The sequence below is a fragment of the Cryobacterium sp. Y50 genome (assembly GCF_002929805.1).
GTDB lineage: Bacteria > Actinomycetota > Actinomycetes > Actinomycetales > Microbacteriaceae > Cryobacterium.
Genome location: NZ_PJJM01000093.1, coordinates 66556 through 80615 on the forward strand (window position 1 = coordinate 66556; position 14060 = coordinate 80615).

At 62.5% G+C, this 14060-nt stretch carries 15 protein-coding genes; 9 read left to right on the plus strand and 6 right to left on the minus strand.

The genetic code is table 11. The features are described 5' to 3' along the window. Window positions 1-66: 66 nt before the first annotated feature. On the minus strand, window positions 67-288 hold the full coding sequence (gene infA, locus CXY73_RS11810) for a translation initiation factor IF-1 (RefSeq protein WP_035834638.1): 222 nt from the start codon (window positions 286-288) through the stop codon (window positions 67-69). Between the two features lie 330 nt (window positions 289-618). Between infA and pstS the strand changes: the two genes are divergently transcribed. From pstS to pstB, 4 genes are all read left to right on the plus strand, one after another. Next, complete coding sequence (gene pstS, locus CXY73_RS11815; RefSeq protein ID WP_233198288.1) at window positions 619-1713, plus strand: phosphate ABC transporter substrate-binding protein PstS; 1095 nt, start codon at window positions 619-621, stop codon at window positions 1711-1713. Window positions 1714-1869: 156 nt separating this feature from the next. Continuing rightward, window positions 1870-2811 carry a phosphate ABC transporter permease subunit PstC gene (gene pstC, locus CXY73_RS11820; RefSeq protein ID WP_104177814.1) on the plus strand — a complete coding sequence of 314 codons (942 nt, stop codon included), beginning with the start codon at window positions 1870-1872 and terminating at the stop codon, window positions 2809-2811. Next, window positions 2811-3899, plus strand: a complete 1089-nt coding sequence (pstA, locus tag CXY73_RS11825) for a phosphate ABC transporter permease PstA (protein ID WP_104136383.1) — start codon at window positions 2811-2813, stop codon at window positions 3897-3899. The genes pstC and pstA overlap by 1 nt, the downstream gene beginning before the upstream one ends. Window positions 3900-3922: 23 nt before the next feature. After that, window positions 3923-4702 (plus strand): phosphate ABC transporter ATP-binding protein PstB, encoded by a 780-nt coding sequence (gene pstB, locus CXY73_RS11830; RefSeq protein WP_104136381.1) that lies wholly within the window; start codon window positions 3923-3925, stop codon window positions 4700-4702. 115 nt (window positions 4703-4817) lie between these two features. Here the strand turns inward: pstB and CXY73_RS11835 are convergent, their stop codons facing one another. Together CXY73_RS11835 and aroQ are read right to left on the minus strand one after the other, a co-directional pair. Continuing rightward, complete coding sequence (locus CXY73_RS11835; RefSeq protein ID WP_233198289.1) at window positions 4818-6506, minus strand: amidohydrolase; 1689 nt, start codon at window positions 6504-6506, stop codon at window positions 4818-4820. A 209-nt stretch (window positions 6507-6715) separates the two neighbouring features. Beyond that, window positions 6716-7171 carry a type II 3-dehydroquinate dehydratase gene (aroQ, locus tag CXY73_RS11840; RefSeq protein WP_104177815.1) on the minus strand — a complete coding sequence of 152 codons (456 nt, stop codon included), beginning with the start codon at window positions 7169-7171 and terminating at the stop codon, window positions 6716-6718. 186 nt (window positions 7172-7357) lie between these two features. Here aroQ and CXY73_RS11845 point away from each other — a divergent pair, with 186 nt between their 5' ends. From CXY73_RS11845 to CXY73_RS11855, 3 genes are all read left to right on the plus strand, one after another. Beyond that, window positions 7358-7633, plus strand: a complete 276-nt coding sequence (locus CXY73_RS11845; protein WP_104136376.1) for an LPXTG cell wall anchor domain-containing protein — start codon at window positions 7358-7360, stop codon at window positions 7631-7633. A gap of 218 nt (window positions 7634-7851) precedes the next feature. Next, on the plus strand, window positions 7852-9231 hold the full coding sequence (locus CXY73_RS11850) for a cell wall metabolism sensor histidine kinase WalK (RefSeq protein ID WP_104177816.1): 1380 nt from the start codon (window positions 7852-7854) through the stop codon (window positions 9229-9231). 53 nt (window positions 9232-9284) lie between these two features. Further along, window positions 9285-10019, plus strand: coding sequence for a response regulator transcription factor (locus CXY73_RS11855; protein ID WP_104177817.1), 735 nt, complete (start codon window positions 9285-9287; stop codon window positions 10017-10019). 70 nt (window positions 10020-10089) lie between these two features. Here the strand turns inward: CXY73_RS11855 and CXY73_RS11860 are convergent, their stop codons facing one another. Next, the gene (locus CXY73_RS11860; RefSeq protein ID WP_104177818.1) at window positions 10090-10545 is read right to left on the minus strand and encodes a hypothetical protein; all 456 of its coding nucleotides are present in this window, start codon (window positions 10543-10545) and stop codon (window positions 10090-10092) included. Window positions 10546-10613: 68 nt separating this feature from the next. On the opposite strand from CXY73_RS11860, the gene CXY73_RS23580 reads away from it, so the two are divergent. Then, entirely contained in the window at window positions 10614-10820 is a 207-nt protein-coding gene (locus tag CXY73_RS23580) for a sugar transferase (protein WP_104177819.1), read from the plus strand. Window positions 10821-11109: 289 nt separating this feature from the next. Here CXY73_RS23580 and CXY73_RS11870 read toward each other — a convergent pair whose 3' ends face one another. Both CXY73_RS11870 and CXY73_RS11875 read right to left on the minus strand, forming a co-directional pair. After that, a complete protein-coding gene (locus tag CXY73_RS11870) occupies window positions 11110-11997 on the minus strand; it encodes an NAD(P)-dependent oxidoreductase (RefSeq protein WP_104177820.1) in 888 nt (295 codons plus the stop codon). A 12-nt stretch (window positions 11998-12009) separates the two neighbouring features. Then, window positions 12010-12780: a DeoR/GlpR family DNA-binding transcription regulator gene (locus CXY73_RS11875; protein WP_233198290.1), complete on the minus strand. Its 771-nt coding sequence runs from the start codon at window positions 12778-12780 to the stop codon at window positions 12010-12012. A gap of 211 nt (window positions 12781-12991) precedes the next feature. On the opposite strand from CXY73_RS11875, the gene CXY73_RS11880 reads away from it, so the two are divergent. Next, window positions 12992-14029: an autoinducer 2 ABC transporter substrate-binding protein gene (locus CXY73_RS11880; RefSeq protein ID WP_104136360.1), complete on the plus strand. Its 1038-nt coding sequence runs from the start codon at window positions 12992-12994 to the stop codon at window positions 14027-14029. The last annotated feature ends 31 nt before the right edge of the window (window positions 14030-14060 follow it).

Below are 14060 nucleotides of genomic sequence, written 5' to 3' on the forward strand. Positions count from 1 at the left end.
GTGATTCCTTGTTTTTCGCTGTCTTCGTACCAACGGGATGCCGTCGGCCGTTACTTACAGCAGTCGTTACTTGTAGCGGTAGACGATCCGGCCGCGGGTCAGGTCGTACGGGCTCAGCTCAACGATCACGCGGTCCTCTGGAAGGATACGGATGTAGTGCTGACGCATCTTGCCCGAGATGTGGGCAAGAACTCGGTGGCCGTTTGACAGCTCAACGCGAAACATCGCGTTGGGCAGAGCTTCGACTACCGCGCCCTCGATTTCGATGACACCGTCTTTTTTGGCCATACCCTCACTGTCGCTCTGTATTGAATGCTGGTCACGCGGGATTGGTGCCAGACACGCCACGAAAGACGGCACCAGACACCAAGGATCAATCTTATGGTACGAAATTGCCTTTTGGCAATTCAGTCCTATAATCGACCGGCGCCGGCGCGCCAGGACCGCCATCGAACGACGTTGGCTGCCTGCGAAATGCGCGAAGCGTTATCTCGCGTTTACCTCCTGTTTACCTTGCGGTCGGTCGGCGGTTACCTGCCTTGTTTAACCTCGTTCTGGGTCAGCACCGGCCCACGCACCAGCAATCATGTCTTGTTCTCCATCTTGAAAGGGATTCACGTGAACTTCAAGCGTTTCGGCCGCCCCGCGGTCATCGCCATTGCCGCAGGCCTCGCACTCTCCTCCTGTGCAGCAAACGAAGGCGATGTTGCCACCACCGGCGACGGTGCATCTGCTAGCACGCTCACCGGCACCCTGAACGGCGCCGGCGCCTCCTCCATGGACGCCGCCCAGCAGGCCTGGATCGCCGCGTTCCAGACCGCCAACAACGGCGTGACCATCAACTACGAGCCCTCCGGCTCCGGCGGTGGCCGCGAAGCCTTCATCGCCGGCGGCACCGACTTCGCCGGCAGCGACTCCTACATGAGCACCGAAGAGCTCGCGGGCACCTTCGCCTCTTGCGCTCCCGACTCCAAGGCTGTCGACCTTCCGGTTTATATCTCCCCCATCGCCGTGATCTTCAACGTCGACGGTGTTGACGAACTCAACATTGACGCCGACACGCTCGCCAAGATCTTCTCGGGCGCCATCACCAGCTGGGACGACGCGGCCATCGTTGCGCTGAACCCCGACGCGACCCTCCCCTCCGAGGTCATTCACGCCGTACACCGCTCAGACGACTCGGGTACCACCAAGAACTTCACCGATTACCTCGGCCAGACCGCACCCACCGTCTGGACCGAAAAGGCGTCTGACACCTTTCCGTTCGGCGGAGAAGGCGCTAAGGGCACCTCGGGCGTCGTTGACGCTGTCACCAACGGCACGAACATGATCGGCTACGCCGATGCATCGCAGGCCGGAACGCTCAGCACCGCCAAGCTCATGGTCGGCACCGACTTCGTCGCTTACACCCCCGAGGCCGCGGCCGAAGTTGTCGCCGGATCGCCCCTCGTGGCCGACCGCGCAGCCGATGACCTCGCGCTTGACCTGAACCGCAAGACCACCAACCCGGCGGAATACCCGCTGGTTCTGGTGAGCTACGCGATCGTCTGCAACGAGTACGCCGATGCTGCGCAGGGCGAGCTCGTCAAGGCCTACATCGAGTTCATCTCCAGCGCTGCCGGCCAGGCCGTTGCTGAAGAGCACGCCGGTGTCGCGCCGCTGTCTTCCGAGCTCGAAGCCAACGTCGCCGCGGTTCTCGCGACCGTCAAGTAGCACCTGAACACACCTGCCCGGTCCGCTCTCGCACAACTGCGTGGGCTGATCGGGCAGACTGGGGTGTGCACGTCTTCTTGAATGACGCTCGCAGCCCAATACCGATACCCCGCATCAGGATTTCACCATTTTTTTGTTTTCTAGGGAGACCCCGGCATGACCACAAATGCCGCCACGAACGTCAAGGCCAGGCAACGACCGGGTGACCGCATCTTCTCCTCGGCTACCGTCATTGCCGGCAGCCTGATTCTTGCCATGCTCGCCGCCGTGGCACTCTTCCTCCTCGTGGAGAGCCTGCCGGCGTTCGTCGCCGCACCCGATGATTTCAGCGGCGACGTGACCAACTTCTGGTCCTACGTGGGCCCGCTGGTTTTCGGCACCATCTACTCGGCCATCCTGGCCCTGCTCATGGCCGTGCCCGTCGCCATCGGCATTGCGTTGTTCATCTCGCACTTCGCCCCGCGCAAGCTCGCTCAGGGGCTCGGCTATCTGGTCGACCTGCTCGCCGCCGTTCCCTCGGTGGTCTTCGGGCTCTGGGGCATCGGCGTACTCGCCCCGATGGTGCAGCCGTTCTACACCACCCTGGTGGAATGGTTCGGGTGGTTCACCCCGTTCCAGGGCCCCGCCTCGGGCACCGGACGCACCATCTTCACGGTCGCCATTGTGCTCGCCGTCATGATTCTGCCGATCATTACCGCCATCTGCCGCGAAATCTTTCTGCAGACGCCGCTACTGCACGAAGAAGCCGCCCTGGCCCTCGGTGCAACGCGCTGGGAAATGATCCGCATGGCGGTACTGCCGTTCGGACTGCCCGGCATCATCTCCGCCTCGATGCTCGGCCTCGGTCGGGCTCTCGGTGAGACCATGGCAGTTGCCATGGTGCTTTCCCCCAGCTCGGAGGTTATCTTTCAGCTGTTCACCGCTCAGAATTCGAACACCATTGCCTCGAACATCGCGTTGAACTTTCCGGAGGCCCACGGCGTCGGCGTGAATATTCTGCTGGCCACCGGCCTCGTGCTGTTCGTGGTCACCCTGCTCGTGAACATGCTGGCCCGAGTCATTATCAACAGCCGTAAGGCATTTTCGGGAGCCAACTGATGACATCCGTTTTAGAAGCTTCCCCGCTGACCAACTCGCTCACCGCCGGCAAGCTACCCCGGCGCTCCTCGCTCTGGATTCTGCTGGCCAGCTGGGCCGTGTCGGCCGCGTTCTTCGCCATGCTCTTTCTGTCGGGGACCGTTGATGGTTTCAACATCGTGGGCACGATCGTGTTCGGCACGGTGCTGTACTGCGTGGCGATCTACGTGCTGTCCCGCCTGGTCGAGGGCTCGCGCAAGGCCAAAGACCGCTTGATGACGGCGCTTGTGACCGCGGCCTTCATCATCGCGCTGCTGCCGCTCGTGTCGATCATCTACACGACCGTGGTCAACGGGCTACCCGCGTTTCTGACGCCGACGTTCTTCACCTCCTCGCAGCGCAACGTGGTCGGTGCCGGCGGCGGCGTGCTGCACGCCGTCATCGGCACGCTTCTGGTGACCGGCATGGCCACGCTCATTTCAGTGCCGATCGGGCTGCTGGCCTCGATCTACCTGGTTGAGTACGGCCGTGGCAAGCTCGCCAAAGCCATCACCTTCTTCGTCGACGTGATGACCGGCATCCCCTCGATCGTCGCCGGACTGTTCGCGTTCGCACTGTTCGCGCTGCTGTTCAACGACCCGGGTATTCGCTTTGGATTCGGAGGCGCAATTGCCCTGTCGGTCCTGATGATTCCCGTGGTGGTGCGCTCGAGCGAGGAGATGCTCAAGCTCGTGCCGAACGAACTTCGCGAGGCTGCTTTTGCACTCGGGGTGCCGAAATGGCTGACCATTCTCAAGGTCGTGCTGCCGACATCCATTGCCGGAATCGTCACCGGCGTCATGCTGGCGATCGCCCGCGTGATCGGTGAGACCGCGCCGCTGCTGATCATCGCCGGATTCACCTCGAGCATGAATTACGACCTGTTCGGTGAGCGCATGATGACGTTGCCGGTGTTCGTCTATACGCAATACGCCAACCAGGGAGCGGATTCGCAGGCGTACGTCGACCGGGCCTGGGCCGCGGCGCTCACCCTGATTGTGATCGTCATGGCGCTCAACGGACTAGCCCGCCTGATCGCCTACTGGTTCTCGCCCAAGCTGGGCCGCTAACACTTCTTCTTAGAAAGGGACTCATGTCTAAGCGCATCGAAGTCAACGACCTCAACGTCTATTACACCAACTTTCTCGCCGTCGAAGGCGTGTCCATCGTGATCGAGCCCCGCACTGTGACCGCGCTCATCGGGCCGAGTGGCTGCGGAAAATCCACGTTTATACGCACACTCAACCGCATGCACGAGGTCATCCCCGGTGCCCGCGTCGAGGGTGAAGTGCTCATCGACGGCAACAACCTCTACGGTCCCGGCGTTGACCCGGTGCTCGTGCGCCGTCAGGTCGGCATGGTCTTTCAACGACCGAACCCGTTTCCGACCATGTCGATTCAGGACAACGTGCTGGCCGGCGTCAAGCTCAACAACCGACGCATGTCGAAAACGGATGCCGACGACCTCACCGAAAAAGCCCTCCGCGGCGCAAACCTGTGGAACGAGGTCAAGGACCGCCTCGCGCGTCCCGGATCGGGCCTCTCCGGCGGGCAGCAGCAGCGACTCTGCATCGCCCGCGCCATTGCGGTCGAGCCCGACGTGATCTTGATGGACGAGCCGTGCTCGGCGCTCGACCCCATCTCGACGCTCGCCATTGAAGACCTCATCGAGGAGATGAAGAGCGAGTACACGATCGTGATCGTGACGCACAACATGCAGCAGGCCTCGCGAGTGTCTGACCGCACCGCGTTCTTCAACATTGCAGGCACCGGCAAGCCGGGCAAGCTCATCGAGTACGACGACACGACGACGATGTTCTCAAACCCCAGCGTGCAGGCGACCGAGGACTACGTTTCTGGTCGGTTCGGGTAGGTCGTTCGCTGGTCGGAGTCGTGAGTTTCAGGGCATCGACTCAGTAGACAACTTTGGTGGGTGACGCCCGACCTTCACCCACCGAAGTTGTCCACTGAGACCCGTCCGTGGTCAGCTAGCCCGCGAAGAAGTCGGCGCCGTGGGTGACGCGACCGGCCAGGAGCGTCGCGGCGACGGGCATCCGTTCGAAGACTGCGTCGGAGACGGTCAGCGGGTCACCGTCGAGGATGGCAATGTCGGCGACGTCGCCGACGCGCAGGCGGGTGCGTCCGCGGGCTGAGGCGGCGAGTGCCTGGGCGCGGGTCACGACCTGGTCGGGGCGCCAGGGTTCGCGGCCGTCGGTGCGGGCCCGCGACGACGCGGCGCTCATGGCGGTGAACGGGTCGAGGGGTGCGACGGGGGCGTCGGATCCGAATGCGAGTGTCGCCCCGGCGTCGAGCAGTGAGCGCAGGGCGAAAACACGGTCGGCGCCCGCGGCCCAGTTCAGTTCTACGGTGTCGCGGTCGTCGAGCGCGTGCTCCGGTTGCACGCTTGCGATGACTCCGAGGCGGGCGAAGCGCGCAAAGTCGTCGGCCTGCAGAAACTGGGCGTGCTCGATGCGGCCGGCGGGCGCGCGACCGGTCATCCCGATGCGAGCAGCCAGGCTTGCTGGGTCGATGGCCTCGGCGAGGGCGGCGCGGCTGGCGCTGTCGAGGCGGCCGGCGGCGGCCCGTTCGAAGGCGTTGAGCGCGATCGTGTTCGCGGCATCGCCGATCGCGTGTACCGCGGGCAGCAGCCCGGCCGCGTTGGCGTTGAGGAGAATTTCAACCAGCTCGTCTTCACTCACGGTGAGCACGCCATGCCCGCCGACCGGATACTCGTTGACGCAGAACGCCGTGCGCGTTCCCAGCGACCCGTCGATGAGCAGCTTGAGCGGTCCCACGGTGAGCAGGCCGCGGGTGTCTGCGATGCGGTCGCCGGTGTGCATCCGCTCGGCAATGGCGCGGTCGAGGTCGGCCAGGTAGACGCCGGCGTCGATTCGCAGGGAGTCGAATCCGCTGGCGATGCGGCGCTGCCAAACGTCGCGGTTCCAGGTCATTTCGAAGTCGACGACGCCGACGACGCCGCGGGCTGCGGCGCGGGTTCCGGCCTGGGCGGCCAGGGCGTCGACCTCGGCATCGGGCAGCTGGCCGAGCGCAATCGTGAGGGCGAACGCGGCCTGTTCGCGCAGCAGTCCGGATTCGTCGACCCGCACACCGAAACGCTCGGCGGCCGCACTATTGAGCCAGACACAGTGCAGATCGTGGCTGATCAAAGCGGTCGGATGCCCCCGCGTCACCTCATCGAGATCGCGCAGCGTTGGTATGTCGGCCCAGATCGCATCGCGAAATCTGACGCCGATCAACGGGGTCGAGCGCGCCGCGGCCGTGGCCTGCGCGCGCACGAGTTCGAGGGCGTCGCGAGCGCACGAGGCGGCGGAAAGGTCGAACCGGGCGCCGGTGAGCGCCCACTGGGTGAAGTGCACGTGTTCGTCCCAGAGGCCGGGGATGACGGTACGGCCGTCGAGATCCACGGCGACGGGCGTGCCCGTCGAGCCTGCAGCGGGGGCCGGGGCCGGTCGGGTTGCGTGAGTGCCGGTTGAGTGTGCAGCGACCGGGCGCGTGCTGGCTGAGTCTGCACCGACGACCGCTGTGCTGCTTGGCGTCGTGCTGCTCGGCATGGTGCCGGCAGGCACAATCTGCGTGATGACGCCGCCGGTTATGTGCACATCCGAGAATGAAGTGTCGCCAGGCTGCCTGACGGAGCGCAAAATAAGATCGGGCATGGTTCGTCCGTTCGGTCGAGGGCTGGCGCCGCAACAGTCACCCTACAGCCGAGTGCGCGGCTAGCATCGCCCCGCCATGACGGCCGACGAACTTCTTGAACTGCGCAGCACTGCGGGCGTGCCAAAGTTCGCAACCGCCACATCAGCAAGAATCTAGCACCGAAGGCCAATGCGCCCGCCAGGTCTGACGCAGCGGGGCAACGCCCGTATCAGGCGTACTTGGCGACCAGAAGCTCGAGGGCGAAGACGTAGCCGAGCAAGCCGGCGCCGGCGATGACGGCATCCGCTTTCTCGGCGATATAAGAGGTGTGACGAAACTCCTCGCGCGCATGCACGTTGGTGACATGCACTTCGACGGTAGGGATGGCGACGCCGACAATCGCATCGCGAATGGCTATCGAGGTGTGGGTGTAGGCCCCCGCGTTGAGGATGAGTCCGGTGGCCACACCGCGGGCGCCGTGGATGGCATCGATGAGCGCGCCCTCGTGGTTGCTCTGAAAAAACTCGACCCGCACGTTCAGCCGGGCGGCCGCGGCGGTGACGCGCGTCTCGAGGTCGAGCAGGGTTTCGAACCCGTACCGCTCGGGCTCGCGCGTGCCAAGGAGGTTGAGATTCGGGCCGTTCAGCACCAGAAAGAGCGGCAGGGGCGAAGTCTCGTTGATCATACGTAATTGTTCCACGGTAAATTTCGCCGCGCAGCGCGGCCAGAGAGCATAACAGTCAGCCGAAATAGGTGACAAATCGTCAATTCCCCGTAGATATCTACGGTAAAGCTCGGTACGGTGAGGCGTTCGAGGCAGACCCGTCGCCTCGATTCGTGCCAAAACAACCGTTCTGACAGGAATTTACTCATGCTCAAGAAGCTCCTCGCCATCACCACACTGGCCGCGCTGACCCTCCTTACCGTGCCGGCCGCAGCATCCGCTGTCACCTACGTTCCCGACGAAAAGTCGTCCCTGGCCGTGACGGGTGCCGCGGTGCCGCCAGATGAAAAATATGTCGGCTACATCGGGCTCGCCTCCACGGGCTACGACACCCCCATGCTCCTACTCGCAGGTGGTGGCGCCGCGCTCCTCCTCGGCCTCGCATTGGTGACCACGAGCAGGCGACAGCGCGCCACCGCCTGATCCGGTTGAACGACGCTGCACGGACCGCTCGTACTGGTCGGTGACAGCCCTGGCGAGCGGATGCGGGCGGCTCACACGCCGGCTGCGGCATCCGCTCGCCGAACTATGAGTTTCACTCACCGAGTCATGAGTTGCGGGCCGATTTGAGCGGCACACTCATGGGAACAGCACCCCGTTCACGGACTCCCACTTGCGCCCCCAGTGGTTAGGATACCGCCATGGGGAAAATGGGCATGGCGAGACACCACGCGGACTATGCCCGATCCCTGTGGGAATTTCAGATCGTAGTGCTCGGGGCGCTGCTGGTCGTGGGCACGGCCGTGGTGGTGGGCCGCTCGAACACCCTCGACCCGGTGCTGTACGCCTGCGGGGCAGCCATGATCGTGCTCGTGACACTCGCGACCGTTCTGTGGAGCCGCACCGCACTATTTCAGCGGTTGTCACTACTGGTACCCCTGGTGGATATTCTGGGGATCCGTTTAACGGCGCTGGCCGACGATCCCATGCTTTCCGGCGGGGCGCTGCTGCTCATGCTGCCGATCATCTGGATCGCCTATTCCTTCGGCCCGTGGGGTTTCGTGATCTGCCTCACCGTCGTGATCGCGACAAGCCCGAACAACTTTTTCGCGGGCTACGCCGAATTCGACTCCAGGGAGTTCACCCGCCTCGTCGCTTTTCCGCTGACCATGATCATTATGTCGGCGGCAGCGGGGGTGTCGGGCACACGAATCCGTCGTAAACGCCGCGAACTGGCAGCACAGACGGCGCTCACCGAACAGGCAGTGCGGGCCCGAGACGACCTGATCGAGTCGGTCGTCCACGAACTGCGCACTCCGCTCACTTCTATTTTGGGCAACGCCGAGCTGGTGCAGCGCTCGAGCGAGCAGGCACAGACGGTGAAGCGGCGAGCCGGGGTAATTGTGCGGGGCGTCGAGCAGATGGAGACGATCCTCGCCGATCTGCTGCTGGCGCGCAGCACCGGCACCCCTCAGCTAGAGCTGCACCGCGCGGCGACCGACGTTCGGGTGCTGATCGATCATTCCCTGGCTGAGAGCCGTGCTGCCGCCGATGCGCGGCAGGTCACCATCGATGTCATCGCCGCCGACTTGGCCTGGGCCGAGGTCGACCCGAATCGCATTCGGCAGGTCTTCGACAATCTGCTCACCAACGCCCTCAAGTACAACCGCGTCGGCGGCACGGTGACCGTGAGCGAGACACGCGATGGCGACACGGTGACGTTTGCGATTACCGACAGCGGATGCGGAATCGCTGCGGCCGATCGCGCGCGGGTTTTCGAGCCGTACTTTCGCACCGAGTCGGCACGGCTGTCAACCCAGACCGGTACCGGGCTGGGCCTCGGAATCAGTCGCGACATCGCGCGGCGGCACGGCGGCGATCTGCGCCTGGCACACTCGTCGACTGCGGGCAGCCGGTTCGAGCTCACGCTGCCGCTCACTGCGCTGCCGGTACCCACACCGCTGCGCGCGACCGCGACCGCAGCGGTGTTGACTGGAATCAGCGGTGTAGACGCCGACACCCGCAAAGGCGCCCGCACCTGGGAACCACCGGTCGAACCCAGACCGGTAGCACGCAGCTAATACGCCGATCAGACGGGTAAAGTTCGAGTGGCACGCAAAACAGGGGGGGCGCCATGACCGAGATCGTTGAACGCGTGGCCGTGGTGATCGAAGATGACGCCGATATTGGCGAGGTGCTCGAGGCCATTCTCATCGAGGCCGGATTTGTCGTGAAGATCGCCTGCACCGGCGCCGCGGGCGTGCAGCTCGTGCAAGACCTGAACCCAACCCTGACGACCCTCGACGTCAACATGCCCGGCATGGACGGTTTCGAAACCCTCAAACGCATTCGCCTACTCACCGACCGGAGCATCATCATGATCTCCGCCCGCTTCGAAGAGATCGACGTCGTGCGCGGCCTGAGCGCCGGAGCCGACGATTTCGTGGCCAAGCCGTTTAGAACCGGGGAGCTGCGCGCCCGCATCGACGCCGTGCTACGACGAGCGACGGCTGCAGCTGATCCCGATCTATTGGCAAGCGGCTGGCTGCAGCATGACGGCCTGCGTCTCAACCCCGAACGGCGCCTCGTAGAGGTAGGTGGGGGATCTGTTTTGCTGACGCGCAGCGAATTCGACCTGCTCGCGAGCCTGATCCAGCCCGGCAACAGGGTGCACAGCAAGGCCGAACTCATTCTGAAGTTGCACGGAGAGAGCTACGCCACGAGCGGTCTCGTGGCAGATTCCGACCGGCGCTCGCTCGAGGTGCACGTGGCCAATGTGCGCAAGAAAATCGGGCGTACGAGCTCGGGGGCCGAGCGAATCGAAACCGTGCGCGGCATCGGCTACCGCCTGGCGGCCGCGGGCTCGTAGCCCGGCGCAGCGCAACCCAACCCGCGTCGGTCGACCTGAGTCGAAGGGTCTGTGACCGAGTTTGCGCTCACTAGTCGGCCATCAACTGTTCGCGAATATAAATGTTCGCCGAAGTACTTGCACCGTCGTCCCGTGCCATTGCCTGGAGGTATCGACGATCGGTGGAAGAGAGTGCCTGCACGGCGGGCGCATGAACGAGATCCCCGAGCCGGGTACTGGCTTCGGGGATGGCCCGGTTAGCGTGCGTGGCCGTGATGGTGGCGCTATCGCCCGCGTATCGCCACAGACGATGACCGACGCAGGCAAGCCCGGGCGTGCGTCTTCCGTGATAGTGAGCCTGATCCTCGATTGCATTGAGCGTCGCCGTCTTGCTCGTACCACCGGCGCCTCTGATGAGCATCGCTCGATCTGGAGCGCCAGGGCCATCGGTAATCGCTTCATCGGCTTCACGAATGATCGACCGCCGGCCGACCAGCACAGGTGGCGTGACACCAAAAGTCGGCGTAAACGGAATCGGCCCGCTCATACCGCTCCTCTAAATTTCTATTAATCCGTATTAATTTTATATACCGAGCGTACGCGCGCTCCTTTTTCATGTCGACGCTGCTCACCGTTATGCTCTTCCACGTGTTCGCGGTCATCGCGCTCGCGGTGTGGTTGAGCGGTTCGAAAAACGTATTATTCTTTCAGGGATGCGTCGGAATCAACGGTCAACGCTTTCACACGATCAAATTTCAATCGATGACAGCAGATGCCGAATGGCCAGCCACCCCAGATACCCTTAGTTTTCAAGACTATTAGCGTCTTTTCATTTTTCAATAGGGCGTCAATATTCTTGTCATGGATTCGCTGGAGAGCCCCCTATGCGCCGAACGCGGACGTGCATATGGCGCTTTCGCGAGTCGCGCAGGGTGCACGCTGCAGTCTCTCCCAGCAGAGTTTTCCATAGGCGCATTCAAGCCGAGGCGAGATGGCTGAGTTCTGCACGCGGCTCGCCTTACCCCGCCCGGTCGAGGTGCGAGGCCCGACGCACGAGGCGCGTGATACGAGCGATCGAGACCAGGCGTGCGAGCAACCCGGCGGCGGCCCGCTACTTGGCCAGGTTCACTCCGGCGTCGGAGGCGAGAACCTTGATGAGAGCGGATGCATTCTCTTCGCCGTATCCGGCGTCAAAGGCTCGCTCGATGGTTGAAACGGTGGCCATCGTGCCCGGTACCGCCACATCGAGACTTTCGGCGAAGTCCTTCACGAGGTTGCCGTCCTTGAGCATGAGCTTGAGCGCAAAGCTTGGGGAATAGTCATCCGCGATAACCGCAGAACCGACACCATCAAAGATTGGAGAGCGAAAGTCGGTGACCGAAAATACGCCGAGAACGTCGTGAAGATTAAGACCGGCTTTTTTCGCGAGGGACAGTGACTCCCCCAGCGCTTCCAGCTGGGCAGCAACCACGAGGTTTCCCACGAGCTTCATCTTCGCGCCATTCCCCGACGGCCCCATGTAGTGCATGGTGGCACTGATCGGCTCCAGCACGACTTTGGAACTTTCGAAGGTCGCTTCATCCCCGCCAACGACGATCCACAGACCTCCGTTGGCCGCCTCTCCCTTGGATCCAAAAACAGGCGCGTCGAGAAAGCGCACGCCGCGCGCAGAAAAGGCCGCGGCTTCAGCTGCGCTGGCGGCCGGGGAGATGGTCGACAGGTCGATGACAATCGACGTGACATCGACGCTCGCCGCAATTCCCCGGGCTCCGAGAACGACATCGGTGACTGCCACGTCGTCGGCCAGGGCATACATCACGAACTCGGCACCGGCGACGGCTTTTGCAATGCTGTCGGAAACAACAATACGCTCCGACGGCAACGCATCGGTCGCGACGGTGCTGCGGTTCCAGACCGTAACGTCGTGCCCGCCAGCAACGAGGTTGGCGACCATGCCTTGTCCCATGGTGCCTAAACCGATAAATGCGACTGCGCTCATGTTATTCCTGACTTATAGAAGGGTTCGCGTCACCGGTACGCGAATGATGGGGACTGGGTAGTTTGCGGCGACGATCGGATCGAACAGATCGTCGGTGATTCCCGCCGTCATCTGAGCGAGTGAAAAGACGCGAAAGAGCGCCTGACGCTCAAATTTGGAACTGTCCGCAACGAGAAAGGCAGACGTTGCAATGGAGAGCATCGTTTGTTTCAGCTCTAGCTCGTACCCATTGGTATTGGTGATGCCGTTCGCATTGACGGCATCCGCACCAAACACGGCGACGTCAACCTTGAGTTTCTTCAGTTGAGTGACTGCGTTGTCACCCCAGAGGGTATAGACATTCGGCAGCAACTCGCCGCCCAGAACGACGACGTGCGCATGCTTATGCGTTGCAATTTCGAGGCCAATGCGCAGATCGTTGGTGATCAACGTGAGACCACTGCGGTTGCTCAGGTGACGGGCGACTTCGAGGGTGGTTGACCCGCTATCGAGGAGCACGGTTTGCCCGTCACCGATTCGTTCGGCCATGGCCGCGCCAATAGCTGACTTTTCGGTGCCATGCTGTCGCTCCTTCACGCTGAAAGGAACGTCCTGCCGCGAAGCCGGCTCCGGTAGCGAGGCCCCACCATGACTGCGTTCAATCGTGCCGAGCTTCTCAAGCTTCTCGAGATCACGTCGAATGGTGGAGGCGTCAACGCCGAGGGCAGATGCGAGGGCGCCAACCTGCTGATATCCGGCTTCTTCAACCATTTTCAGAATGATCGACTGTCGAAGTTTGCTCACGTGCCCCCCGTGCTGAGTCTTTTATAACATTTGCGCGACATATACGGAATTCTTGCACGTTTCTGCGCGAAATTACATATTTCTGCCTAAATCTGTTTGACAAGTGCGCAAACGCACCGCATTCTAGAAACACAAAATGCGCTGGCCCTTCTGAGGCCAACGCCGGGGGCGTCTAAAGACATCACCTGATCCGCACACAAAGGAGTGAAAGATGAAGCGCAGAGGCTATAAGTCTTTGGCGGTTGCCGGTCTGGCAGCACTGGCCTTGACGGCCTGTGGAACGACCGGCAGCACGGGCGGCGGCGACAACGCCTCGGGGTCCATCGCCCCAGAGGACATGACGATGGTGACGGTCGTCAAGATCGCCGGTGTTGGTTGGTTTGACCGCATGGAGGTCGGCGTCGACAGCTACGCCGCCCGCACCGGAGTTGACGCCCGCCAGCAGGGCGCCGACGATGCCAGCCCGGAAAAGCAGATCCAGATCATTCAGGACCTTCTGCCGCAGTCCCCGACCGCCATCACGGTGGTCCCAAACTCCCCCGAAGCCTTGGAAAACATCCTTACTCAGGCCCGCGAGCAGGGGATCATTGTCGTCGCTCACGAAGCTGCCGGTATGAAAAACGTCGACGTTGATATTGAAGCGTTCGACAACAATTCCTACGGCCGGTTGATCATGGAAAACCTCGGCGACTGCATGGGCGGCACGGGCGAGTACGCAGCCTTCGTTGGAGGGCTCACTGCCAAGACGCACATGGACTGGGTCGGCGGCGCACAGGAATACGCCGATGAGAACTTCCCAGAAATCACTCGGGTCTCCGACCCGATCGAGTCCAAGGAAGATGAGAACACGGCCTACCAGCGGGCCAAGGAAGTTCTCGCCAAATACCCGAACATCAAGGGATTCCAAGGCTCAGCAGGAACTGACGTCGCAGGCATCGCCCGCGCCGTGCAGGAAGCGGGGCTGCAGGATGACGTCTGCGTAATGGGCACATCGATTCCCTCGGTCGCCAAGAAATACCTTGAAGACGGCTCCATCGACAAGGCCTTCTTCTGGGACCCGGCACTCGCCGGAGAAGCGATGCTCGCCGCCGCCCAGATTTTGGCCAATGGCGACACCATCAAAGAAGGTACCGACCTCGGCGTTGAAGGTTACAACTCGCTGATCCCGGTTGAAGGCATCGCCAATGCGTTCAACGGCAATGCATCGATCATCGTGGATAAGGACAACGTCGGCGACTTCGACTTCTAAGAACAGCAGCCACAGGGGATCCATCGCACCT